Source organism: Winogradskyella eximia (assembly GCF_003386165.1).
GTDB classification, from domain to species: domain Bacteria; phylum Bacteroidota; class Bacteroidia; order Flavobacteriales; family Flavobacteriaceae; genus Winogradskyella; species Winogradskyella eximia.
The window spans coordinates 124129-150599 of the sequence record NZ_QRDV01000003.1; the positions used below are offsets into that span (position 1 = coordinate 124129).

26 protein-coding genes, 1 tRNA gene and 1 pseudogene are annotated in these 26471 nt (G+C 32.4%); 18 read left to right on the plus strand and 10 right to left on the minus strand.

Annotated elements, in window-relative coordinates; genetic code table 11:
• Positions 1-48 precede the first annotated feature (48 nt).
• The 11 genes from rplM (at position 49) to DFQ10_RS08715 (ending at position 11967) form a co-directional block, all read left to right on the plus strand.
• The gene (rplM, locus tag DFQ10_RS08665; RefSeq protein ID WP_115817021.1) at positions 49-504 is read left to right on the plus strand and encodes a 50S ribosomal protein L13; all 456 of its coding nucleotides are present in this window, start codon (positions 49-51) and stop codon (positions 502-504) included.
• On the plus strand, positions 505-891 hold the full coding sequence (gene rpsI, locus DFQ10_RS08670) for a 30S ribosomal protein S9 (protein WP_115817022.1): 387 nt from the start codon (positions 505-507) through the stop codon (positions 889-891). It abuts the gene before it with no gap.
• A gap of 170 nt (positions 892-1061) precedes the next feature.
• Positions 1062-1835 carry a 30S ribosomal protein S2 gene (gene rpsB, locus DFQ10_RS08675; protein WP_115817023.1) on the plus strand — a complete coding sequence of 258 codons (774 nt, stop codon included), beginning with the start codon at positions 1062-1064 and terminating at the stop codon, positions 1833-1835.
• A gap of 82 nt (positions 1836-1917) precedes the next feature.
• Positions 1918-2892: a translation elongation factor Ts gene (gene tsf, locus DFQ10_RS08680; RefSeq protein WP_115817024.1), complete on the plus strand. Its 975-nt coding sequence runs from the start codon at positions 1918-1920 to the stop codon at positions 2890-2892.
• Between the two features lie 207 nt (positions 2893-3099).
• Positions 3100-3807 (plus strand): UMP kinase, encoded by a 708-nt coding sequence (gene pyrH / locus DFQ10_RS08685; protein WP_115817025.1) that lies wholly within the window; start codon positions 3100-3102, stop codon positions 3805-3807.
• Between the two features lie 45 nt (positions 3808-3852).
• The gene (frr, locus tag DFQ10_RS08690; protein WP_115817026.1) at positions 3853-4407 is read left to right on the plus strand and encodes a ribosome recycling factor; all 555 of its coding nucleotides are present in this window, start codon (positions 3853-3855) and stop codon (positions 4405-4407) included.
• Positions 4408-4476: 69 nt separating this feature from the next.
• A complete protein-coding gene (locus DFQ10_RS08695) occupies positions 4477-5760 on the plus strand; it encodes a DUF5686 family protein (protein WP_220352446.1) in 1284 nt (427 codons plus the stop codon).
• Positions 5761-5836: 76 nt separating this feature from the next.
• A complete protein-coding gene (locus DFQ10_RS08700) occupies positions 5837-8251 on the plus strand; it encodes an efflux RND transporter permease subunit (RefSeq protein ID WP_115817027.1) in 2415 nt (804 codons plus the stop codon).
• 104 nt (positions 8252-8355) lie between these two features.
• Positions 8356-9801 (plus strand): asparagine--tRNA ligase, encoded by a 1446-nt coding sequence (gene asnS / locus DFQ10_RS08705; protein ID WP_115817028.1) that lies wholly within the window; start codon positions 8356-8358, stop codon positions 9799-9801.
• 78 nt (positions 9802-9879) lie between these two features.
• Positions 9880-11346 (plus strand): RNA polymerase factor sigma-54, encoded by a 1467-nt coding sequence (gene rpoN, locus DFQ10_RS08710; RefSeq protein WP_115817029.1) that lies wholly within the window; start codon positions 9880-9882, stop codon positions 11344-11346.
• 12 nt (positions 11347-11358) lie between these two features.
• Positions 11359-11967, plus strand: a complete 609-nt coding sequence (locus DFQ10_RS08715) for a hypothetical protein (protein ID WP_115817030.1) — start codon at positions 11359-11361, stop codon at positions 11965-11967.
• On the opposite strand, the gene DFQ10_RS08720 is transcribed toward DFQ10_RS08715, so the two are convergent.
• From DFQ10_RS08720 to DFQ10_RS08755, 8 genes are all read right to left on the minus strand, one after another.
• Positions 11962-12669 carry a porin family protein gene (locus DFQ10_RS08720; RefSeq protein ID WP_115817031.1) on the minus strand — a complete coding sequence of 236 codons (708 nt, stop codon included), beginning with the start codon at positions 12667-12669 and terminating at the stop codon, positions 11962-11964. The genes DFQ10_RS08715 and DFQ10_RS08720 overlap by 6 nt on opposite strands.
• Positions 12670-12765: 96 nt before the next feature.
• The gene (locus DFQ10_RS08725; RefSeq protein ID WP_115817032.1) at positions 12766-13230 is read right to left on the minus strand and encodes an ExbD/TolR family protein; all 465 of its coding nucleotides are present in this window, start codon (positions 13228-13230) and stop codon (positions 12766-12768) included.
• Between the two features lie 11 nt (positions 13231-13241).
• Complete coding sequence (locus tag DFQ10_RS08730) at positions 13242-13877, minus strand: ExbD/TolR family protein (RefSeq protein WP_115817033.1); 636 nt, start codon at positions 13875-13877, stop codon at positions 13242-13244.
• A gap of 7 nt (positions 13878-13884) precedes the next feature.
• Positions 13885-14325, minus strand: a complete 441-nt coding sequence (locus DFQ10_RS08735) for a hypothetical protein (protein ID WP_115817034.1) — start codon at positions 14323-14325, stop codon at positions 13885-13887.
• Positions 14326-14334: 9 nt separating this feature from the next.
• The gene (locus tag DFQ10_RS08740; RefSeq protein WP_115817035.1) at positions 14335-15102 is read right to left on the minus strand and encodes a MotA/TolQ/ExbB proton channel family protein; all 768 of its coding nucleotides are present in this window, start codon (positions 15100-15102) and stop codon (positions 14335-14337) included.
• 76 nt (positions 15103-15178) lie between these two features.
• Positions 15179-15266, minus strand: a tRNA-Ser gene (locus tag DFQ10_RS08745).
• Between the two features lie 75 nt (positions 15267-15341).
• Positions 15342-16370, minus strand: a complete 1029-nt coding sequence (locus DFQ10_RS08750; protein WP_115817036.1) for an asparaginase — start codon at positions 16368-16370, stop codon at positions 15342-15344.
• Positions 16371-17138, minus strand: coding sequence for a TatD family hydrolase (locus DFQ10_RS08755; RefSeq protein ID WP_115817037.1), 768 nt, complete (start codon positions 17136-17138; stop codon positions 16371-16373).
• Positions 17139-17175: 37 nt separating this feature from the next.
• Between DFQ10_RS08755 and DFQ10_RS08760 the strand changes: the two genes are divergently transcribed.
• The 7 genes and pseudogenes from DFQ10_RS08760 to DFQ10_RS18785 form a co-directional block, all read left to right on the plus strand.
• Positions 17176-17619 carry a retropepsin-like aspartic protease gene (locus tag DFQ10_RS08760; RefSeq protein ID WP_115817038.1) on the plus strand — a complete coding sequence of 148 codons (444 nt, stop codon included), beginning with the start codon at positions 17176-17178 and terminating at the stop codon, positions 17617-17619.
• A gap of 66 nt (positions 17620-17685) precedes the next feature.
• On the plus strand, positions 17686-18309 hold the full coding sequence (locus tag DFQ10_RS08765) for a response regulator transcription factor (RefSeq protein WP_115817039.1): 624 nt from the start codon (positions 17686-17688) through the stop codon (positions 18307-18309).
• A gap of 589 nt (positions 18310-18898) precedes the next feature.
• A complete protein-coding gene (locus tag DFQ10_RS08770; protein WP_115817040.1) occupies positions 18899-19102 on the plus strand; it encodes a hypothetical protein in 204 nt (67 codons plus the stop codon).
• A gap of 163 nt (positions 19103-19265) precedes the next feature.
• Positions 19266-20447 carry a hypothetical protein gene (locus tag DFQ10_RS08775; protein ID WP_220352448.1) on the plus strand — a complete coding sequence of 394 codons (1182 nt, stop codon included), beginning with the start codon at positions 19266-19268 and terminating at the stop codon, positions 20445-20447.
• Positions 20448-20462: 15 nt separating this feature from the next.
• A complete protein-coding gene (locus DFQ10_RS08780; RefSeq protein ID WP_115817042.1) occupies positions 20463-21026 on the plus strand; it encodes a DUF6705 family protein in 564 nt (187 codons plus the stop codon).
• 35 nt (positions 21027-21061) lie between these two features.
• Complete coding sequence (locus tag DFQ10_RS08785) at positions 21062-21673, plus strand: DUF6705 family protein (protein WP_147299198.1); 612 nt, start codon at positions 21062-21064, stop codon at positions 21671-21673.
• Positions 21674-21806: 133 nt separating this feature from the next.
• A pseudogene (locus DFQ10_RS18785) lies at positions 21807-22271 on the plus strand (DUF6705 family protein); the annotation flags it as partial.
• 99 nt (positions 22272-22370) lie between these two features.
• On the opposite strand, the gene odhB reads toward DFQ10_RS18785, so the two are convergent.
• Together odhB and DFQ10_RS08795 are read right to left on the minus strand one after the other, a co-directional pair.
• Positions 22371-23585: a 2-oxoglutarate dehydrogenase complex dihydrolipoyllysine-residue succinyltransferase gene (gene odhB, locus DFQ10_RS08790; RefSeq protein WP_115817044.1), complete on the minus strand. Its 1215-nt coding sequence runs from the start codon at positions 23583-23585 to the stop codon at positions 22371-22373.
• A gap of 47 nt (positions 23586-23632) precedes the next feature.
• Positions 23633-26392: a 2-oxoglutarate dehydrogenase E1 component gene (locus tag DFQ10_RS08795; RefSeq protein WP_115817045.1), complete on the minus strand. Its 2760-nt coding sequence runs from the start codon at positions 26390-26392 to the stop codon at positions 23633-23635.
• Between the last annotated feature and the right edge of the window lie 79 nt (positions 26393-26471).

Below are 26471 nucleotides of genomic sequence, written 5' to 3' on the forward strand. Positions count from 1 at the left end.
ATGTTTAATCTTTTTGCGCTGTGAAGCGTAAATATAAATCAAATTAGTGTGGATACATTAAGCTACAAAACAGTTTCAGCTAACAAAGCTACCGTTAATAAGGAGTGGGTTTTAGTTGATGCTGAAGGACAAACTTTAGGTCGCTTAGCTTCGAGAGTAGCAATACTTTTAAGAGGTAAGCACAAGCCTAATTTTACGCCACACGTTGATTGCGGTGACAACGTAGTTGTTGTTAATGCTGAAAAAATCAACTTAACTGGTAACAAATGGACGGAAAAAAGTTACATCCGTCACACAGGTTATCCAGGTGGTCAAAGAAGTTTGACAGCTACTGAATTATTTGGGAAAGACCCAAGTAGATTAGTAGAGAAGTCAGTAAAAGGAATGTTACCTAAAAACAAATTAGGAGCAGCTCTTTTTAGAAATTTAACAGTTGTTACTGGTACAGAGCATGCTCATGCAGCTCAAAAACCTAAAACAATGAAATTAAACGAAATTAACTAAATGGAAGTAATTCACAAAATTGGCCGTAGAAAGACGGCTGTTGCTCGTGTGTACCTTGCCGAAGGAAGTGGCAAAATCACGGTGAACAAAAAAGACATGGCGGATTATTTTACTACTGCAACATTGCAGTATAAAGTAAACCAACCTTTAGCCTTGACTAACAATGATGGCAACTTTGATATTACTGTTAACGTATATGGAGGTGGTATCACCGGCCAGGCAGAAGCAATACGTTTAGGATTAAGTCGTGCTATGTGCGAACTAGATCCTGAAAACAGACTAGTATTAAAGCCAGAAGGTCTATTAACTAGAGATCCAAGAATGGTAGAAAGAAAGAAATTCGGACAGAAAAAAGCTCGAAAGAAATTCCAATTCTCGAAACGTTAATATCCAAACAACACATAGTTCAGAACTTGCTTATGCGAGTTCTGAATTATTTTATTTTATTAAAAAGATTCTGAAACAATTTCAGAACTTAAAGTTTAGCATCTAAATGAAGCCAACGGCAAAAGCCAAATGGAACATTGCTAATTTAACAGAACGTAAACTATTACAAAATGGAAAAAGTAGAAGTAAAAGAATTACTTGAAGCAGGTGTACACTTCGGTCACCTTACACGTAAGTGGAACCCAAACATGGCTCCTTACATTTATATGGAACGTAACGGTATCCATATTATCAACCTTTACAAAACAGCAGCAAAAATTGAAGAAACTTCTGAAGCTTTAGCTAAAATAGCAGCATCAGGAAAGAAAATCTTATTCGTTGCCACTAAAAAACAAGCTAAAGACATCGTAGCTGAAAAAGCTGGTGCAGTAAACCAACCTTACATTACTGAGCGTTGGCCTGGTGGAATGTTAACTAACTTTGTTACAATCAGAAAAGCCGTTAAGAAAATGGCTTCTATTGATAGAATGAAGAAAGATGGTACATTCAACTCTTTATCTAAAAAAGAACGTTTACAAGTAGATCGTTTACGTGCAAAATTAGAAAAGAATTTAGGTTCTATTTCTGACATGACTCGTTTACCAGGTGCTTTATTCGTAGTTGATATTATGCGTGAGCATATTGCAATTAAAGAAGCTCAAAAATTAAATATTCCAATTTTTGCAATGGTAGATACTAACTCTGACCCACGTGAAGTTGATTATTTAATTCCTGCAAATGACGATGCGTCTAAATCTGTAGATAAAATTTTATCTATCGTAACTTCTGCTATCGCAGATGGTTTAAACGAAAGAAAAGCTGAAAAAGCAGATAAAGCAGAAACAAAAACAGCAAAGCCAGCTAAAAAAGCAGAAAAAGCTGTTGTATCTGAAGAAGAAGAATAAATAACATTTATACAATATTAAAAGTCATTTGGTTCTTTTCATTTTGAAAATTAATTAAATGACTTTTTAAATTTTAAAAACTATGGAAAATACTGTAAAAATTACAGCAGCAGAAGTAAACAAGCTAAGACAAGCAACTGGTGCTGGTATGATGGATTGTAAAAAAGCTTTAGTTGAAGCTGGTGGAGATTTTGATAAAGCCATTGAAGTATTACGTAAAAAAGGACAAAAAGTTGCAGAAAAAAGAGCTGACAGAGATTCTTCTGAAGGTGCTGCAATCGCAAAAATAAATGCTGATAACACTTCTGGTGTTGCTATCGTTTTAGGTTGTGAAACTGATTTTGTTGGTAAAAACGAAAACTTCGTAGCATTAGCTAACGAATTAGCAGATATTGCTTTAAACCACGATACAAAGGAAGCATTTTTAGCTGCTGATTTTGGAGGTATGACTGTTGCTGAAAAATTAATTGAGCAAACAGGAGTAATTGGTGAAAAATTAGACATCACTTCTTTTGAAAAATTAGATGCACCATACGTTGGACAATACGTTCATATTAACAAAATTGCTGCTTTAGTAGGTTTATCTGCCAAAGTTGACAATGTTGAAACTTTAGTAAAAGACGTTGCAATGCAAGTAGCTTCAATGGGAGCAACTTCATTATCTTATAAAGATTTTGATCCTGCGTTTATTGCATCAGAAACTGAAGCGCGTATCGCAGTTATTGAAAAAGATAATATTGAATTAGGACGTTTAGGTAAAACGTTAAAGAATGTACCAAGTTACATCTCTATGGCTCAATTAACTCCAGAAGTTATTGCTGAAGCTGAAGAAGCTGCAAAAGCAGAATTAAAAGCTGAAGGTAAACCAGAGCAAATTTGGGATAGAATTTTACCTGGTAAAATGGAACGTTTTATTTCTGATAACACAACTTTAGATCAAGAACAATGTTTATTAGATCAAAAGTTTATTAAAGATGATAAGCAAACTGTTGCTGAATACGTTAAAACTTATGGTGACGTTGCAGTTACTGGTTTTAAACGTGCTACTGTAGGTTAATCAAATATATTCAAACAGTCCCAAGTTTCGGGATTATAAAAACCACTATATCGCTAAGATATAGTGGTTTTCTGTTTTATATAACTCAACAATGACGTAAAACTAAAAATTAAGGAATAGATTTTTTAAGAAAATCAATTTTGGCTTTTTTTTCACTTTTACAGATGCTAATAATTACGTAGCTTTGCTCAACTTTTAAACTATCTAATGAAATATAAAAGAATTCTACTAAAATTATCTGGCGAAGCTTTAATGGGAAATCGTCAATATGGTATAGACCCAGAAAGACTCTCTGAATATGCTAAGGATATTAAAGAAATCACAGAATTAGGTGTTGAAGTTGCTATTGTTATTGGTGGTGGAAATATTTTTAGAGGAGTAGCAGGTGCTATGCATGGTATGGATCGCGTTCAAGGTGACCATATGGGAATGCTAGCGACTGTTATTAACGGTTTAGCGCTACAAAATGCATTGGAAGACGCTGGTATAAAAACCCGCTTGCAAACTGCTATTAAAATCAATGAGGTTGCTGAACCATTTATTAGACGTAAAGCAATGAGTCATTTAAATAAAGGACGTGTTGTTATTTTTGGAGGTGGTACAGGTAATCCTTATTTTACTACAGACTCTGCTGCGGTATTACGTGCCATTGAAATTGAAGCAGATGTCATATTAAAAGGCACACGTGTTGATGGTATTTACACGGCTGATCCAGAAAAAGATAGCACGGCAGTAAAGTTTGATCGTATTTCTTTTGAAGACGTTTTAAAGAAAGGACTTAAAGTTATGGACACAACAGCGTTTACACTAAGTCAAGAAAATAATCTGCCAATTATTGTTTTTGATATGAATAAAAAAGGCAACTTATTAAAAGTAGTTACTGGTGAAAACATCGGTACTAAAGTCAACCAATAATTTTTGACTCAAATTTTGATAAAATCTAATTAAAATTTCAACATTATGAACGAAGACATTAAATTTATAATAGATTCAGCAAAAGAAGCTATGGATGCTGCAATAAAGCATTTAGAAAAGCAATTAATTAATATTAGAGCAGGTAAAGCTAGTCCTGCAATGTTAGGAAGCGTAATGGTAGATTATTATGGTTCTCAAACACCTTTGGGCCAAGTAGCAAATGTAAATACTCCAGATGGTAGAACTATTACTGTTCAGCCATGGGAAAAATCTATGCTTCAAGAAATAGAACGCGGTATAATGATTGCTAATCTTGGTTTTAATCCAATGAATAATGGTGATACTATTATAATAAATGTTCCACCTTTAACGGAAGAAAGAAGACGTGATTTAGCAAAACAAGCTAAAACAGAGGCCGAAGATGCTAAAATTGGTATTAGAAGTTCACGTAAAGAAGCAAACAATGACATAAAAAATTCTGATGTTTCCGAAGATCTACAAAAAAACGCTGAGATCGATGTGCAAACATTAACGGATACTTACGTTAAGAAAATTGATGCTATTTTAGAGGTTAAGGAAAAAGAAATAATGACGGTTTAACTGTTACACTAGAGTATACATCTCAAATTTCCTTGAGATATTTTTCTTCAAACATAATTTTAATCATAAATGTTACAGCGTCAGCTTGTTGTTTTTCTTTTGATGCTCGTATCATATAGCTATGCGCAACAACAACCTCCTAGACCAGAAAAAGACTCAACCCAGCACGCTCAAGATTCTATTAAAAAAACAGAATTTTTAAAAACCATTGGTAATGGTTACCTCCCTTTTAAGTACTTTAATCTCGACTTAAGATATCTTATAAAATTTAATCAGTACGAAGGTTTTAGAACAGGTTTAGGTGGCATTACCAATGATGAATTTTCAGAACGCTATCGTTTAGATGGTTATTTAGTGTATGGCTTTAGGGATGATAAATTTAAATATAAAATTGGTGGAGGTTTTAGAGTAAATGAAGCTTCAAACACATGGGTAAATCTTGCCTACACAGATGATTTACAAGAATCTGGAAGCTCAAAATTTCTTACAGATAAACGTTTTTTCACCTTTTTTGAGCCACGTTTAATCAATATCAACTTATTTTATAGACACATAACCAAGTCTGTATCATTACAACATAAAGTAACCAATCACCTACTTTCAGAAACACAGTTGGCAGTTTCTAAAATAACACCAACATATTACTATAATTATCTTTTAGATGGAAAAAGTTATCATTCTTATGATTTAAGTACCGCAAAAGTTAGTATGCAATGGAGTCCTTTTAGCCATTTTGAGTTAGTAAATGATAAAATAAAAGAAACCAAAGACGGCTACCCTAAGTTTGCTTTACAACTTACGCAAGGCTTTAAATCTGTTTTTGGAAGTGATTTTACATTTTCAAAACTCGATTTTAGAACCATTCACCAATTTAATCATAAAAATGAAGCTGTAACCAATATTACATTAGTTGCAGGAATTGCAGGCGGAGATACTCCACTAACGCATTTGTACCATGCCTATCCAAATAATATTACAAAAGAAACCATTTTACAACGCTTCTCTGTAGCCGGAATCAACAGTTTTGAAACCATGTATTTTAATGAGTTTTTTAGTGATAAATTTTCTACACTTCAATTAAAACATGCTTTTAAGCCTTTTAAAATATCAGAACGATTTAAACCACAACTAGTTTTAATATCGAGATATGCATTAGGTGAAATGACTAGTAAAAGCAGACATGAAGGCTTTGATTTTAATACTCTTGAGAAATTATATTCAGAATCTGGTTTAGAAATCAATAAATTATTTTTTGGTTTTGGACTGAGTTTCGCATATCGTTATGGCAGTTATCACCTGCCAAAATTAGAAGATAATATGGCTTTTAAGTTTACCTTCAATATTTCATTATAATCAAAATTATAATACTGTTAATTACCGTACTAATCCTTAGCTTTTTTCTACCTTTGCGGCTTATTTTATTAAGCGCATGTTTAAACTTTTAACCACAGGATTTTGGGAAGCTATTGCGAGACTTATTCTACGTAATAAAATCTTTATACTTATTGCCATTGTATTAACCACAGTGTTTTTTAGTTTGCAATGGAAACACATGCGTTTTACCTTCACTGAAGCCAATCTTTTACCAGACGATCACGAAGTAAATCTTATCTATAATAATTTTCTAGATGTTTTTGGTGAAGAAGGAAACCTTATTGTTTTAGGGGTTAAAGATTCGAGTCTGTTTTCAGTAAAAGAACTTAATGCTTGGAACAAACTTGCCGATTCATTTAAAGGTTATGATGAAGTAGAGTCTGTGCTTTCTATAAAAGATCTTCAAAAATTAGTAAAAAATACAAAAGAAGAAAAGTTTGACTTAGAACCATTTATTAAAGACTCAATACATAGCCTTAAAGAAATAGATCTACTTCAAGAAGAGCTTTTTAAACAATATCCATTTTACGATAATTTCTTATTTAATGCAGAAACGAAAACCATAAGAACTGCCATCTATCTAAAGAAAGATATAGTAAACACCTCTGCAAGAAAAGATTATATTTTAGATGATTTTCTTCCAAAAGTTCAAAAATTTGAGGCTGAAACAGGACTCGATGTTCGCATATCTGGTATGCCTTACATTAGGACCTTAAATGCAACAACTATAGTTGGTGAAATTCCGATTTTTATAGGAGCTGCACTATTTGTGACTTCCTTAATTTTCTTCTTATTTTTTAGATCATTCAGAGCTACATTTATTTCTCTTATTGTGGTTTGTTTTGGAGTTATGTGGACGTTTGGTATCATAGGACTACTAGGTTATGAAATCACTGTACTTACCGCATTGATACCACCATTAATCATTGTAATTGGTATACCTAATTGTGTTTTCTTAATTAATAAATATCAGCAAGAAGTAAAATCTCATGGTAATAAAGTAAGGTCTTTACAACGTGTAATCACCAAAGTTGGTAATGCAACTTTAATGACCAATATTACAACAGCTTCAGGTTTTGCTACATTTATTCTAACTGAGAGTAAATTGCTTAAAGAGTTTGGTATTGTAGCTTCACTAAGCATTATAGCCATTTTTATATTATGCTTGCTTATTATTCCTATCCTTTACACGTTTTTACCATATCCTAAAGAACGTCACTTAGAGCATTTAAACAAACGATGGATTGGTGCTTTTGTAAATTGGATGGAGAACATGGTAAAACATAGAAAAATTACCATTTATGCTACAGCTTTACTATTAATTGTTGGAAGTATTATTGGGATCTATCAAATTAAAATTTCTGGAAGTCTTATAGAAGACATGCCTCAAGACACTGAATTTTTTAGAGACATACGGTTTTTTGAAACTGAATTTAATGGTATTATGCCATTAGAAATTATGATAGATACCAAACGTAAAAAGGGAGTTATGAAATTAGCGACTTTAAAACGTATGGAACAATTAGAAGAGTTAATTCATGACATTCCTGAATTATCTCGACCAATCTCTGTGGTTGGTTTAGTAAAATATAGTAAACAAGCTTATTATAACGGCAACCCTAAGTACTATCAATTACCAACTAGTCAAGAAAACAACTTTATTTTATCTTATGCTAAAAACTCAACTTCAAATGTTGACATGCTTAGCAATTTTGTAGATAGTACTGGTCAATATGCTCGTATTACTACCTTTATGAAAGATATTGGTACGGCAAAAATGGAACGCATCCAAGAAGATCTACAAACCAAAATAGATAAAGTCTTTCCTAAAGAACGTTATAATGTTATTATAACTGGTAAAGCCCTTGTCTTTCAAAAAGGGACAAAATATTTGGTTAAAAACTTAGCCATTTCGTTAACCTTAGCCATTGTTCTTATTGCGTTATTTATGGCATACCTTTTTCGTTCGTTTAGAATGATTATTGTATCATTAATCCCTAATTTGTTACCGTTGTTAGTCACAGCAGGCTTAATGGGCTACCTTGGAGTACCAATTAAACCTTCTACTATTTTGGTATTTAGTATTGCGTTCGGTATTTCAGTAGATGATACTATTCACTTTTTAGCTAAGTATAGGCAAGAATTGCAAGCCAATCATTGGAAAATTAGAAAATCCGTTTACGCAGCACTTAGAGAAACTGGTGTTAGCATGATTTATACATCTATAGTACTATTCTTTGGGTTTTCGGTGTTTACCATTTCAAGTTTTGGTGGAACCGTAGCTTTAGGTGCTTTAGTTTCTATAACATTACTGTTTGCAATGCTTTCTAACTTATTGTTATTACCTTCTCTATTATTATCTTTAGAGCGTAATATTGCAAACAAAGAAGTGTTGCGAAAACCTTCAATAAATATTATTCCTTCAGAAGATGATGATGACGAAGAGGAAGATTCAGAACAAAAAAATTAATAAGACTAACATGACTTTAAAATAGGCCATAATTCATTTGAATTAAATGGTTTATTTTAAAATTCATTTGGTATAATATATATTAGCATTAAAATAATTATAAAATGACTTCAAAAACTGTAGCTCAATTATTATCGCAAGATGGAACCTTACAAGATGTTACTCTTAAAGGTTGGGTAAGAACTTTTAGAAATGATAGATTTATTGCATTAAACGATGGTTCTACCATTAATAATATACAATGTGTTGTTAATTCTGAAAATTTTAACGAAGCCCTTTTAAAACGTGTTACTACAGGAGCTGCAGTTCATGTAACTGGAGAATTAGTTGAAAGCCAAGGAAAAGGACAGTCGGTAGAAATCGTTGTAAAAACATTAGAGATTTTAGGGGATTCTGACCCAGAAACATATCCTATTCAACCTAAAAAACACTCTTTTGAATTCTTAAGAGAGAATGCACATTTACGCACAAGAACAAATACCTTTAGTGCTGTAATGCGTTTACGTTCGTCTTTATCATTTGCTGTGCATAAATATTTTAATGAGAATGGCTTTAATTATATGCACACACCTATTGTAACCGGAAGTGATGCTGAAGGAGCAGGTGAAATGTTTAAAGTAACTACTTTAGACGCAAAAAACCCACCATTAAATGACGATGGTTCTGTAAATTATAAAGAAGATTTCTTCGGAAAAGAAACGAACTTAACAGTTTCTGGTCAGTTGGAAGCTGAAACTTATGCCATGTCTTTAGGTAAAGTTTACACTTTTGGACCAACATTTAGAGCGGAAAACTCTAATACAACCCGTCATTTAGCAGAATTCTGGATGATAGAGCCAGAAGTTGCTTTTATGGATTTAGCTGGCAACATGGATTTAGCGGAAGACTTCATGAAATCAGTTTTAAGTTATGTACTAGAAAAAAATAGTGAAGATTTAGAGTTTTTAGAAAATCGCCTATTACAAGAAGAAAAATCAAAACCACAAGCCGAACGTAGCGACATGAGCTTAATTGAAAAAATTAAGTTTGTTGTAGATAACAACTTTAAACGTGTAAGTTATACTGAAGCTATAGATATTCTTAGAAACTGTAAACCAAATAAGAAGAAGAAATTTAAATATATCATTGAAGAATGGGGAGCAGATTTACAATCTGAGCACGAGCGATTCTTAGTAGAAAAGCACTTTAAATGTCCTGTAATTTTATTTGATTATCCAGCAAACATCAAAGCATTTTACATGCGTTTAAATGAGCCAGACAGTGAAGGAAGAGAAACAGTGAGAGCTATGGACATTTTATTCCCAGGTATTGGTGAAATGGTTGGAGGTTCTCAAAGAGAAGAACGTTTAGACGTTTTAAAAGAAAAAATGAAAGCCTTAGATATATCTGAAGAAGAATTATGGTGGTATTTAGATTTACGTAAATATGGCACTGCAGTTCACTCTGGGTTTGGATTAGGTTTTGAGCGTTTAGTAATGTTCTCAACAGGTATGGGAAATATTAGAGATGTTATTCCTTATCCAAGAACACCTCAAAATGCAGAATTTTAATTGTTATTAAATTTAACGTGACAGATTTTAAAAACCTGTCACGTTTTTTTCACTACATTTATAAGCAACAGAAATTTTATGTCTTTAAAGCAGTTTTTATCATTTAAGCTATCACAAAAGCTATCGCCTCAACAGATTCAACTTATGAAGTTGATTCAGTTGCCTACACAAGCCTTTGAACAACGTTTAAAGCAAGAGTTAGAAGAAAACCCTGCCTTAGATACAGGAAAAGAATCTGATGAATCTGATGATGCCTTTGACGAATTCGATAATTCTGATGAGACTTATGATGACAATGAAACCATTGAGGCAGAAGACATCAATATTGACGAATATTTAAGTGACGACGAAATCCCAGAATATCGTACTCAAGCCAATAATTATAGTGCAGATGATGAAGACAAATCTGTGCCTTATGCTGCTGGTACATCCTTTACACAACATTTAATAAATCAATTAAATACCTTTAGACTTTCGGATCAAGAAGAAGAAATTGCTTATTTCTTGGTTGGTAGTGTAGACGAAAGTGGCTATATACGACGTTCATTATCTGATATTACAGACGATTTAGCGTTTACTCAAAATGTATATACCACAGAAGAAGAGGTTGAAAAAGTATTACAAATAGTACATCAGTTAGACCCAGCAGGTGTTGGTGCTCGTAACCTTCAGGAATGTTTAAGTATTCAGCTGCATAGAAAAGAACAACGTCCTGATGTTGCTATGGCAACGGCTATTATAGATAAAGGTTTTGAGCAATTCACAAAGAAGCATTATAAAAAGTTAATGCAAAAATTTAACATTGATGAAGAACAACTTAAAGATGCTGTAGAACAAATTGAACACCTTAATCCTAAACCAGGTGGTTCTTATGCTGGTAATAATAAAATTGTTCAACACATTGTACCGGATTTTGCTATTAAGATTGTAAACGGTGAATTAGAGCTAACTCTCAATGGTAGAAATGCACCAGAATTGCATGTATCAAGAGAATACAACAATATGCTTAAAGGGTATAAAGAGAGCAAAGAGAAATCTAAATCCCAAAAGGATGCTGTAATGTTTATTAAGCAAAAGCTAGATGCAGCAAAGTGGTTTATAGAGGCTGTTAGACAACGTCAACAAACATTGTTTATTACGATGAGTTCTATTATGCATTACCAAAAAGAATATTTCTTAACTGGTGATGAACGTAATTTACGACCTATGATTTTAAAGGACATTGCAGACGAAATTGAAATGGATGTTTCTACCATTTCTCGTGTTGCAAATAGTAAATATGTAGATACACCTTACGGTACAAAACTAATTAAAGAATTCTTTTCAGAATCCATGACTAACGATCAAGGTGAAGAGGTTTCTACAAGAGAAATTAAGAAAATTCTAGAAACTGTAATTGAAGAAGAAAGCAAAAAGAAGCCAATGACCGATGAAGCGCTTGCTAAAATCTTAAAAGAAAAAGGCTATCCAATTGCAAGACGTACAGTTGCTAAATACAGAGAACAATTAGATATTCCTGTGGCTCGTTTAAGAAAAGAACTTTAAAAAGCCCTTTGGATGAAAGAATTTATTTTAAAAGGCATATCGTTTGTGTTTCATCCGTTAATAATGCCATTATTGGGTGTCATTTTCTACTTTTCTAAAACACCTAGGTTTATTCCAGTGCCTGTAATGAAAGCTAAGATTTTTTCAATAGTAATTCTCACTATCATCTTACCTATTCTACTCTTTTTTTTGCTTAAAACCATAAATAAAGTCGATTCAATTTACTTGAAAAGTACTAGAGAGCGTTTAATTCCGCTCTTTATTAATTCTGTAATTACCTTATTAATTCTTATAAGAGTACTAACACCTAGTGAAATTATAGAATTATATTATTTCTTTTTGGGGATTCTTTGCTCTACTTTAACTTGTTTTATTTTAGCTATTTTTAAAATAAAAGCCAGTATACATATGATTGCAGCCTCAGGTTTTACAATGTTTGCCGTAGCCATTGGCTTGCATTACAAAATAAATATAAATGGAACGATAGCTCTAATGCTGATTATTCTTGGAGCCATTGCTACATCTCGTTTGCATTTAAAAGCCCATACAAATCAAGAATTAATAATAGGCTTATTTACGGGCCTAACTCCACAAATTTTTCTACTTAGTTATTGGTTATAATACATAAAACATGAGTCCTATTTTAAGGGATTTCATATCAACACTTGTATTATCAGATTGTAAATTTGCATCAAAAATTGGATTAAGACCATAATACAAATGAAAATTCCATGTGCCATAACCAGCACTTAAAGTAAGCCCATATTGAAGCTTATTAAAACTGTCTATATTAGAGAGTTTACTGTTCTCAATATCACTCATAAACTTGGTAGAATTATAGAGTAAATAACCTATTTTAAAACCTGTATATATGCGCCAAAAATTATAATCACTTGCTGTAGATGTCCTCCATCTAATTTCTAAAGGAACTTCAATCAAATAAGTCGTAAACTTATTTTTTGTTACGTTATAATCACTTTCGTCAATAATACTAAATTCAATGTCATTAGTCGTCTCAGAGATCAATATGTTTTTTTGATTATATGAATTTGCAGATAAACCAAGCCCTAAACCTATAGCAACATTTCTTCGTTCATTAATAGGCATATCTCTAATAAAGCCTAAATTAAAACCTGATGAAAAGCCACTTTGCTTTACACCTGACGGTTTTTCATTCAATAAATTATAAGTTACAGATGCATAAAACTGATCTTCTCTATAATCCTTATAGAGTGCAGATACATCTTCTTTATTAGTATTATTATTTTGTGAGAATCCAATGACACCAATTAATACTAAAAGCACAAAAACAAAATTTTTCATATTTATAAAATTACAAAATCTTTAATTCATTTTTGCATAAAAAAAACGTCCTGAAAAAATCAGGACGCCTATTTATATAATTATAAATTATAACTATTATTCATCTTTTCTTGCATTAGCAATATACATTACTTTTAATGCATTAGCTTTTCGTAGTTCTTGTTTAATATCTGAAACCAAACCTGCGTTGGTATCTTTATCAACTTTAAGACCTACTACTACTTTACTTTGCAGTTCTTCATTCATTTCACTAATACCTTGATAAATTGAAGACTGTACATCTTCTAAACCAATAAATGCATCATTAAACTGAATTCTTGGCTCTACACCAAATTGCTTATATTGACTACTCGGTTTACCTGCGTAGATAAAAATAGTTCTATCTTTTTTAAGTTTTTCAACTTGATCTGCACTAGGTAATCGGTTTTCAATCATTAAAGAACTGTCTCGCATTACGGTTGCAACCATAAAAAAGAAAAGTAACATAAATACAATATCTGGAAGTGATGCCGTCGAAATTGCCGGTAACTCACCTTTTTCCTTCTTTCTAAATTTTGACATATTTGTTTCTTTTAGTCTTTATCTGGTTCTGCTTCAGACAACTTCATAGGGAATAAATTCTTAATGGTCTCAATACGCTCATTAAGCACTTCATCCTTACTAAATTGGTTCTTTTCCTTCTCTTCTAACATTGCGGTAAATACTTTTTCCGCATTAGGATAATACTTCTTATACAATCTTGTTGCTTCTCTTTCTCTTAAGATATTGTAAGCTGCAACAAGCTCATTTTGTACATCCATGTACTTTTCATAAGTCGTTTCCCTATCATGCTTCATTGAGATAATAGCTTTGTCTGGATGGTCAGATGAAGATTCATCTTTCTTACCCTTACAATACGTACAAGTTTCACCAGCCGCATTAGTTCCTCCACCGTTGTCTAAAAACTCAACTGCTGCTTGTCTCAAATCCTTTAATTGCATTTCCTCGTCTTCCACTAATAATTGGTTATGACGGTTTATTAAAACAGTAAATAAATTTTTCTGCTTAATAATAGGAGGTGTAACTTCAGAGTCATCAATAGGTGGCAAACTTCTTAATAATCCTTTGTCTTTTTCAATTGTTGTTGTAACTAAGAAAAAGATAAGTAATAAGAAGGCAATGTCAGCCATTGATCCTGCATTCACTTCGGGTGCTGCTCTTTTTGCCATTTTTATATTATTTACTAATTACTTTTTTTACTCCTGAGAAAATCATAGAAATTGCGGCAACTGCTAATAATATATAAAAGGCAACTAAGCCAGCTCCAACCATTGTTGATTCTCCTTCAGTTGCAAATGTATCACCATTTTTATACTGTATAGGTAAATCACTACCTGATACAGCATAAGATATAACTAATACTGCAACAAAAGCTCCAACACCGATTAAGGTATTCTTAAGACCTGCTGTATTTGTAAATAGATTTTTTAAAACAAAAAACACTACAAATGCTAAAACTAATCCTAATATAACATAAGCAATATAAGCCATTGGGTCTACAAGACCAGCGCTTTCACCAGTCTTTATTGCTTCGTCTCCAGCAGCAATAATTCTAACTAGAGATATAATCCCAGCTAAACTTAGTACAGCGGCTACTATTTTTAATATTTTGTGCATAATTATTTTTTATTTTTTGTGTCTTACTAGTAAATCCATCAATGTGATAGATGCATCTTCCATGTCATTTACAATGCTATCAATTTTAGCAATGATATAATTATAAAAGATTTGAAGTATAATAGCTACAATAAGACCAAATACTGTTGTTAAAAGTGCTACTTTAATACCACCTGCAACTAAAGAAGGTTGCATATCACCCGCAGCTTCAATTTTATCGAAGGCTTGAATCATACCAATTACCGTACCCATGAAACCAAGCATTGGTGCCAAAGCGATAAATAAAGAAATCCAAGACACATTCTTTTCTAATTGACCCATTTGAACACCACCATAAGCTACAACAGCTTTTTCAGCAGCATCAATGTCTTCATCTGCTCTATCTAAACCTTGATAGAATATAGAAGCAACAGGTCCTTTTGTATTTCTACAAACCTCTTTTGCAGCTTCGATACCACCAGAATTTAATGCATCTTCTACATTTTGGGTTAATTTTTTAGTGTTTGTTGTTGAAAGGTTTAAAAAGATAATTCTCTCAATAGCAATTGCTAATCCAAGAATTAAACATAGTAGTACAATACCCATAAAGCCTGGACCACCCTCAATAAAACGCTTTTTTAATTCTTGATGAAACGTCAAGTCTTCAGAAGCTGGTTCTGCTTGAGTTACAGTTGTTACAGTTGCTGTTGCGCTTGCAAAGGCTGTTGTTGCATTTGCATTAACAGTTCCGATAGCCATTAAACATGTTATGGCAAGGATAGAAAATAATCTTTTCATTGTTCTGAATCTTAATTTTATTAGTTAAAGTGTTAAAGATATAAAAAAATATGCAATTATAACGTAAAAATATCAGCAGAGAGGAAGGGATTCGAACCCTCGATACCCTTTTGGAGTATACACACTTTCCAGGCGTGCGCCTTCGACCACTCGGCCACCTCTCTCTAAATTTTAATGTTATATTACACTAGGGCAAATAACGAAAAAAACTTCAAACACTAAAATTTATTGTGTTATTTTTAAGACATTTCTCCTCTAAGTGAAGTTTCAAAATAAAACTTAAATTCTTCTGGTTTTACTTTTTCACCTAAAAGATACATCATTTTAGCTATTGCAGCTTCTGTGGTTATATCTTTGCCTGAGATCATACCAATTGTTTTTAGCTGCGAACTTGTTTCATATTGTCCCATGTTTACACTTCCTCTTACACATTGTGTAACGTTTACAATATATAGCCCATTTTTAATAGCCTTTTGCAATAACGCGATAAACCAAGATTCTGTTGTTGCATTACCAGAACCATAAGTTTCTAAAATGAGGCCTTTTATCAACTTACTTGTAAGAATCGCTTCACAAATTGGCCTTGATATTCCTGGAAACAATTTTAACACTCCAATATTAGCATCCATTGCAGTTCTTACAATTAATTTTTCATTAAGATTTGGTTTCCATAAATATTCCGAATTCACATTTAAATGCACACCAGATTCTGCCAAATGCGGATAATTAAGAGATTCAAAAGCTTCAAAATGCTCAGCATTTAATTTTGTAGTTCTATTACCTCTGTATAATTTATATTCAAAATACAAACCTACTTCTCTAATTATTGGCACTCCTTCCTTTTGTAAAGATGCCATTTGAATTGATGTAATTAGATTTTCCTTAGCGTCTGTTCGTAAATCTCCTATAGGTAATTGAGAACCTGTAAATATCACTGGCTTTGCTAAATTCTCTAACATAAAACTGAGTGCAGATGCAGAATAACTCATAGTGTCACTACCATGCAAAACAACAAAGCCATCAAAATCTAGATAATTATCTCCAATAATTGTTGCAATATCTGCCCAATAAATAGGATTCATATTGGATGAATCTATCGGCTCTTCAAATGAAATAGTCTCAATTGTACAGTCTAATAAACGTAGTTCTGGAATTTTAACAAGTAAGCTATTAAAATCAAATGCCTTTAGTGCACCAGTTTCAACATCTTTAACCATACCGATAGTTCCTCCTGTATATATTAATAGAATATGTGGTTGTTTTATCATTTAGATTCCGAATATAGCTTTTGAATTTTCTGTGGTAATAGTTGCGATCTCTTCTTCGCTTACGTTGTAAAGTTCCGATAATTTTTCTAATACCTTAGTTACATATGCACTTTCATTTCGTTTACCTCTAAAAGGTTTTGGTGCTAAGTAAGGAGAATCCGTTTCTAAAACAATATGCTTTAAGTCAATCTGATTAATAAATTGATCTATTTTGCCATTTTTAAAAGTGACAACACCACCAATTCCTAATTTCATATTATAAGAGATGGCTTGTTTTGCTTGTTCTAAATCACCCGTGAAACAGTGAAAAATCCCATATAAATCATCTGGCTTTTCGTGTTCTAACACTTCAAAAATTTCATCAAACGCTTCTCTGCAATGTATTACTATTGGTAATTTGTATTGCTTAGCTAAATTAATTTGATATTTGAAGGCCTCAATCTGAATATCTAAAGTAGATTTATCCCAGTAAAGATCTATTCCTATCTCTCCAATAGCGCAAAACTTTCGATTTTTCAAGAAATCCTCAACATGCTTAAGTTCTTCCTTGTAATTTTCTTTTACAGATGTTGGATGCAAGCCCATCATTAAAAAAACATACTCTGGAAAATCTTTTTCGAGTTGAAGCATTGCTTCCGTATAAGTTGAATCTATAGCAGGTATAAAAAAACGCTTTACATTAGCATCAATAGCTCTCTGCATCATTTCCGTTCTATCATCATCAAAAGCATCACTATATAAATGCGTGTGTGTATCTGTAATTATCATTTTACAAAAGTAAACTATCTTTGCACAAATTAAAATAATGGAAACACTGAAAGACTTCCTTATTAGCAAGGGTTATTCTAAAATTAAATTAAAGTTTACTAAAACAAATCATTTTGAAATTAAAGCTTCAATAAATGGTATTAAAGGACGTTTTATTTTAGATACAGGAGCTTCCAATAGTTGCGTTGGTTTTGAGGCTATTGAGCGATTTAATCTCAAGGTAAAAGATTCGGAAATCAAAGCCGTTGGCGCAGGAGCATCTAATATGATGACACAGATTTCTACATCTAATTCTATAAAAGTAGGAAAATGGAAAAAAAATCGTTTATCATTAATTTTATTTAATTTATCCCATGTTAATACCGGACTCATTAACCATAATGCAGAGCCTGTTGATGGCATTATTGGTGCAGATGTTTTAAAAAAAGGCAAAGGCATTATAGATTACGAAAAAAAATACTTGTACTTAAAACTAAAATAAGCATTATAAAATATAGATTTTTCTTACCTTTAAAGCTAACCCTTCATTTGAATTAATAGCAAAAAAATGAACCCTACCATCATTATAGCAGATGACCATCCCCTTGTACTTAAAGGTCTACATGATTTTTTACACGAAAACAAATTTAATGTTATAGCCAGTGCAAAAAATGGAAAAGAAGCATTAGCTTTAATTAAAGCCCATCGACCAGACATTGCTATCTTAGATATAAAAATGCCTTTTTTTACTGGTTTAGAAATTGCAAAAAAATGCCAAGCGAGCAATATTAAAACGAAAATCGTATTAATTACTTTCGAAAAAGACGAAAACACCTATAATGAAGCAAAGGAATTAGGCGCTTATGGTTATGTTCTAAAAGAATTTGCTTTAGATGAGATTGAAAGTTGCATTACTTCCGTTAGTAATAACAAACCTTATTTTAGTCCAGAACTTTTATCTTATATCGAAATTAATAATGCTCCTGACAAAATTAAGACTCTAACTGAGGCCGAAACGAACATTTTTAAACTTATTGGAGGCAATAAAACGGCTACTGAAATCGCAAAAGAGCTAAATATATCGGTTAGAACTGTAGAAAAACATAAAAGTCACATTAGAACAAAACTCGCATTAGACTCAAAATCAGCAAGTTTGTATTTATTTGCAAAAGAAAATTTGAGATTTCTCTGAATATACGTAGTACTACGTATAGTTTTGCATTCATTTATTTAAGATATTTACATCAGTGATTTAGTTGTTATCAATTAATCATTGTTATTAATTAAGGGTTAATAACGAGCTATTAGTTAGTTCTTAGGGATCATTAAGTCTCGGATAGTTAATCCGAGACTTTTTTTATACAAATAAGTCAAAAAATACGTAGTTCTACGTATAGTATTGCATTAAAATATTGTGCAATTTTACATCAGCTATTAATCAATGTCTCAAGTTAAATTCTAAAAAGCTCTGAGTTGACTTATAATTCAGAGCTTTTTTTAAAACATGAAATTTATGGAAACCACGAAAAATGAATCACCTGCAAAAACTGACAAAATATTTATATTTTTATTAGTTGTAAGTTCTGTAATCGTAATCTCTGCAAATATCGCAGTTAATTTTTTTAGTTAATCTTAGTTAGATAATCTCTTGTTAGTTAGGAGTAAAAAAGCGCAAGTCTTATGGACTTGCGCTTTTTACTTACTCAAAGTGCTATTTCACTCATTCTAGATTTTAAAATATATAAAAACACAATAAATTTAAATCGTTAACCTAATAGTCTATGAGACAAAAACAATCAAAAAATTATTTCAAATTTGACATTCTACTCTTTGGAATTTTAATGCTATGTTATACTTGCCAAAAAGACGATGCAGTGCCCTCAGAAGAACCTGCTTTAGCATTTAAGCTTAAAGTTATTAATTATGCCGAAGTTACTAAAAACAAAAATGTTAACGCTATCATAGACGCCTTTCCCAAAAGTTGACGACATATTACATAGTAGTACAAATCTACAAGGAAGATCTGTCTATATTGAAGCGTACGATTTTTATGTAGATGATGAAACCGTTAACTATGTTACCTATGGTAATTACGACTCTTATACGTTTGCCATACATAGAAACCAATACAATGGCTTGGTAGAAAACTTGGTGCTCAGTAAACAAGTAGATGGTTCTTATAAGGCTTCTGTTGTTAGTTATAATTTAACAGATTCTGAAAAACAAGCTATAAAAGCAGGAAATACACCTATAGATATCGCACAGAAAACGTTTGTTAGTTCCATGATGAGCAGAGAATCTGTTGGAGAACCATGTTACGAGGCACAGACCATTACAATTATTAGTCCTAGAGATATTAGTGCTAGCCATACTATAAATATACAGGCAGAAGTTCCCTGTCCAACTGATGATTCTGATGACGGTTTTTGGGATGACGATGGTGACACCTCTGGTGGTGGTGGTGCTAATCCTGGTACAGGTTCTGACCCTTTTGGTGGATTATTAGGTGGAGGTAATGGTATTGGAGACGGAACTGGTAATCCAAACCAAACAGATCCAGATGACCCAGACACTACTGATCCAGACGGCACCCAAGATTGTCTAGAACTTGATGCTGAGGGTAATTGCATGGATGACGCTACTGCGATTTTGGTGCCCAATGAAACTAAAGATTGTGAAGAACTTAGAAAAAATTCTGAAAACACAACTTTTAAACAGCGCATGCAAGTTTTAGCGGATGCAATACCTGGTGATATAGAAAAGGCTTTTGGAATTTATAACGGAACTTATTTTAATCCTCCTGTATCTAATCCTGCTTGTGGACCAATCGTTGATGGTGATGAAAATCATTCTGGTATTGTCAATTCACACCCAGTTCTTAAGGCTTATGCACATAACCATTTAAAAAATGCCTCGGGAACACGCAAGCACATAGGTACATTTTCACCTAAGGATATTACTAATTTTAATAATATATTTACTGATTCAAATTCAGATGATTCTCCATCGCCTTTATTACAGCACGAGATGGCATACTATTTGGTATGTGATGAAGGGAACTATGTTATGAAAGTAAAAGATGGAACTAAACTACTTGATTTTACTATCCTTATGGGTAGTGATGGTTTTGCAAAGGAAGTAAAAGACTATTATCGAAAAAATAAAATTAAACACGGCAAGCCGAAGAAAGATCAAAATCTAGGTTTTTTAAAATTCATGAAAGAATATAACATTGGTATAGATTTGTATGAAGCTGATGCTAACTTTGAAAATTGGAAAAAACTAGAACTTAATGAAGATGAAAATGACATTAATAAAACAGATTGCTAATTAATCAGATATATTATGAAACAAATACTATTTACAACACTATTATTACTTATATCAGTATCAATAACTGCTCAAACAGTTATAGATATGGCAGATGAATCGATAACTAATGAAACAAAAAATGGAACTTATTATGTAAAGGACATTAACAACTATATGCAACCCTATCTAGGTACTTGGAAGTATATTAACGAAAATGAAGAGTTCAGAATTATTTTAACTAAAGTTGAAATGTTTCATGTTATTCTTCCCGAAGCTAGTATAGATTACTATAAAGATGGTTTAAAAATTCAATATCAAAAATATGAGAATAATGTATTAACTTATGATTCAGTCATTGATTCTCATCCGTCAGGTATTATACAAGAATTTGGAGTATTAGATATAACATTTACAGATTACGAGCGAAATAATGAGATATTTAGTTTGGAACTAACTCTAATTTCTACAGGAATAAATGAACATAATAAATTGAAATTTGCTCTTGATAAATTTGAAAGTAGTAATTCTTACCACGACGAACATCCTAATGAACCTTATTTTAGCGTACCTAATAATATTGAAATGACAAAGATGTGATTGGAAAAATAATTATTAAAAAGCGACACAATTAAATGGTAAAATGTAACATATTAATTGCTGTAATACTAATTACATCTTTTGATTGCAAAGCACAATCCCCTATTATGCCTTTAGATACCTATATACACAATACACCAGAAGGAGGTTATATTAAAGACTTGGATAACGAACTCGATAAGTTTGTTGGCACTTGGATTTATACTAATGGTTTAACAACACTTACTTTTGAGCTTCAAAAATTGGAACTATTTTATGACGGTGAACATTATGAAGATATACTTATTGGAGAATATAAATATGTGGAGAATGGTATTGAGATTGTAAATCTTTTACCATTATTAGACGAGGGTAGTGGAGTTATCGCTCATGGACATAAAATATCTGGAAGACAGATTATTCCTAAGGACAGGTATGTTGCCTGCAACGATTGTGATGATAATGAAAGAAGACTAAGACTTAGTTTTTATGACCCTGAACGGTCATACCTATCCACATCAGTAGTTTTACGCTACCTTTTAGATGAGACTAATCCTGAAAAAATGACTGCTACAGTAAACGATGACTATAGTGTGATATTACCAAGCGAAGATTCACCTACAAATCTAAGAGTACCATTTGGAGAATATACAATGGTAAAACAGTAATAATATGCACTATATATTTTTGGTTATACTTTTTATAATCACGTTTTCTTGTAAAGCTCAATCCCTAATTATTGATTTAGATGGATGGGATGGTGAATCAGTATAAAACGCTTATTATAAAGATGTTAATAATTTTATAGACCCTTTTGAAGGTACGTGGCTATACACAAATGGAAATACATCTTTTAAAATTGTATTAATTAAAACTACGATACAATATACTGGGAAATTCTATACCGATTATCTTACCGGTGAATACCAATATATTGAAAATGGCGTTGAAATAGCCAATACACTTAGTAATACTAATGATCAGAATATTGGTATATATGGCAATTCTTTATTAAAAAATATTCATAAACCACCTTGTAGTGGTTGTCCTGCCAGTGAAAGAAGAGTAGAGGTTATTATCCGAGACTTCATATCTGGTCTAGAAGGCACACTTACACTAAAACTTGTTACTAATACTATTGACGGACAACCTGCTATTGAAGGGTTTATTTACGGAAATGCTCCTACTACAATAGTAGAAGGAAATCCGCCTACATATACTAAAATGGTAATTCCTACAGGAGATTTTACATTTATTCAGCAATAAAAACTAACCAAAACTACATATATAAATATTTGTTAGTTAGGAGTAAAAAAGCGCAAATCCAGAGGAATTGCGCTTTTTAAATTTTATTTACTTTAAGACCTACATCTCTAAAGCCTTCTTAACATTATTATCCATTAATAATTCTTCCGGATTTTCTAATGCTTCTTTTACAGCTACCAAAAATCCAACAGATTCTTTTCCGTCAATAATTCTATGGTCGTAAGATAACGCCACATACATCATAGGATGAATTTCAACTTTGCCATCTACAGCGATAGGACGTTGAATAATATTGTGCATTCCTAAAATTCCACTTTGAGGAGGATTAATAATTGGTGTAGATAACATACTACCAAATACTCCACCATTAGTAATAGTAAACGTTCCACCTGTCATTTCATCAACAGTAATTTGACCATCTCTAGCTCTAAGTGCTAATCGCTTTACTTCAGATTCTATACCTCTAAATGATAAATTCTCAGCATTTCTAATTACAGGTACCATTAATCCTTTTGGACCTGAAACGGCTATACTAATATCAACAAAATCATAAGTTAACATTTCCTTACCGTCTATCATAGAATTAACAGCTGGATACATTTTTAAAGCTCTAACCACGGCTAAAGAAAAGAAACTCATAAAGCCAAGGCTTACACCATGTTTTGCTTTAAAGTCTTCTTTATATTGCTTACGCAATTCAAAAATTGGTGTCATATTAACCTCATTAAATGTGGTTAACATTGCCGTTGTATTTTTAGCTTCTACCAAACGCTCAGCCACTTTACGACGTAACATTGACATCTTACTGTGCGTTGTACTTCTATTTCCACCTGTTGGTGTTCCCATTGAAGGCACTGCATTTACAGCATCATCTTTAGTAATTCTTCCATCTTTACCTGTCCCTGAAATTGAGCTAGCATCAATTCCCTTTTCAGCTAATACTTTTTTAGCAGCAGGACTTGCTGTCCCTGTTGCATAAGTTTTAGACGCTTCAGCAATTGGCTGAGAAACTTCTTTTTTAGGAGCCTCTTCTTTCTTTTCTGTCTTTGCAGGCACTTCACCTCCTTCTGGTTTTGCTGCACTAGTATCAATTAAACAAACTATAGCACCAACAGCAACGGCATCACCTTCTTCTGCTTTAAGTGTAATTGTTCCACTAGCTTCTGCTGGCAACTCTAAAGTTGCTTTGTCGCTATCTACCTCAGCAATTGCTTGGTCTTTTTCTACATAATCTCCATCTTGCACTAACCATTCTGCAATTTCCACCTCAGTAATTGATTCGCCTGGTGAAGGCACTTTCATTTCTAAAATCATGCTTTTTTCGTTTTGTTAAGCTCTAATTTGCGTTGCGTTAATTATATTTATCTCTGGTTGTTTTTGGTTTTATCAAAAACGTAATCTATAACTTCTTTATGACGTTTTTTAGAACGTACTGAACTTCCTGCTGCTGGTGCTCCATAAGGTCTTCTGCTTGCTGATCTAAATTGTCTAGCTTCGTCAAAATGCATTAATAAATGACTGTATGCTCCCATATTTCTTGGTTCCTCTTGAGCCCAAACAACATCTTCTGCATTTTTATATTTTTTCATCATTGCTCTCATATCATCCGCAGGCAATGGAAATAATTGTTCTATTCTAACTAGAGCAACATCATCTCTTTCTAGATTTTCTTGTTCCTCTAATAAATCATAATAAAACTTACCTGTAACAAAAACTAATGTTTTTATTTTATCTGCTTTAGCATTAGCATCATCAATTAACATTTGAAAACTTCCATTTGCAAATTCTTCAACTGTTGATACCACTTTTGGATGACGTAATAAACTCTTTGGTGTAAATACAATTAAAGGTTTTCTGTAATTTGCTTTCATTTGTCGTCTTAACAAATGAAACATGTTCGCAGGTGTTGTACAATCAGCAACAAACATATTATCTTTTGCACATAACTGTAAATAACGCTCCATTCTTGCAGATGAATGTTCTGCTCCTTGCCCTTCATAGCCATGTGGCAATAACATTACTAAACCATTTTGAAGCTTCCATTTATCTTCTGCTGCAGAAATATATTGATCTAACATTATCTGTGCTCCATTACTGAAATCACCAAATTGTGCTTCCCAAATAGTTAAAGTTTTAGGACTTGCCATAGCATAACCATAATCAAAACCAACTACTCCATATTCTGATAATAGGGAATTATAAATAAAGAATTTCCCTTGTTGATCACTTAACTTATTATGAAGGATTATTTCCTCTTCACTATCTTCTACTTTTACAACAGCATGTCGATGAGAAAATGTACCACGTTCTACATCTTGTCCAGAAATTCTAACGTCATTACCTTCCAATAAAAGAGATCCATATGCCAAATGCTCTGCCATGGCCCAATCTAATCGATCTTCATCAAACATCGTTTGTCTAGATTCGATTAATCGTTGAATTTTTCTTATAAATTTTTTATCTTCTGGTAAGTTAGATATTACTTCTGCAATTTCTCTAAGTCCTTCTTTAGAATACGTTGTATCCACGGACATCATCATTTTATCTTCTTGTACAGATACAAAATCTACCCATTCATTTTGCATAAATGGTGTAATTTCCGTTTTCTTAACCTTACGAGAATCTTCAAGCTTTTCTTCAAGCTTATCTTTATATTCTTTTTCTATTTTGGCAACAAAATCATTATTAATTACTCCTTCTGCTAACAGTCTTGCTGCATAAATATCTCTAGGATTTTTATGTTTTGCTATTGCTTTATATAATAATGGTTGTGTAAACTTAGGTTCATCTCCTTCATTATGTCCATATTTTCTATATCCTAGCATATCAATAAAGACATCACGTTTAAATTTCATTCTAAAATGTAACGCAAATAATGTAGCATGTACTACAGCTTCAACATCGTCTGCATTAACATGTAAAACAGGCGAAAGTGTTACCTTACCAACATCAGTACAATAGGTACTTGACCTAGCGTCTAAATAATTGGTTGTAAAACCAATTTGATTATTTACTACAATATGAATTGTACCATTAGTTTTATAACCATCTAATTGTGCCATTTGCACTAATTCATAAACTAAACCTTGTCCTGCAATTGCTGCGTCACCATGAACAATTATAGGTAATACTTGCGATGGATTATCTGGGTATTTATCATCTTGTTTAGCTCTAGAAATACCTTCTACAACCGCACCAACTGTTTCTAAATGTGACGGGTTTGGTGCAATGTTAATATTTATGTGTTTTCCTGTATCTGTAACACGATCACTCGTCCATCCTAAATGGTATTTTACATCTCCATCAAAAACCTCTTGCTCATAATCTTTTCCATCAAATTCGCTAAAGATATCTTTTGCAGACTTCCCAAAGATATTAGTTAATGTACTAAGACGACCACGATGCGCCATTCCCATAACAAATTCTTTTACATCATATTCAGATGCCTGCTCAATTAAAGCATCTAAAGCCGGAATTAAAGCTTCGCCACCCTCTAAAGAAAAACGTTTTTGACCTACATATTTGGTATGTAAAAAGTTCTCAAACGACACTGCTTCATTTAACTTTCTTAATATATGTTTCTTCTTCTCAACAGAAAATTGTGGATGATTATCATTAACATTCAACTTATTCTGAATCCATGCAATTTCTTCAGGCTTTCTGATGTACATATACTCTACACCAATAGATTCACAATATACTTTTTCTAAATGATCAATAATTGTTTGTAAAGTAGACGATGTACCTAAACCAAGAACTTCACCAGCAGAAAACACCGTATTTAAATCGGATTTTGATAGGCCGAAGTTTTCAATTTCAAGTGTTGGTGCATACTTACGTCTTGCCCTTACTGGATTTGTTTTTGTAAACAAATGCCCTCGACTTCTGTAGCCATCTATAAGTTTTATAAGTTGAAACTCTTTTTGAAGTTGTTCTGGCATTTGCGTAGAAACACCTTCAATAATTTCACCTTCTAAGCCGTAATTTTCGGATCCAAAATCATAACCTTGAAAAAAGGCACGCCAACTAGGCTCTACAGAATCGGGATTTTTGAGGTATTGGTCATATAAATCAGCAAAATATGCCGTATGTGCCGCGTTAAGAAAAGAATATTTATCCATTATACTTTTTGAGACGTTTTCGTTTCAACATAATTTATTCAAAAATACAACTTTTACTAAATATAGATAAGGTTTTATT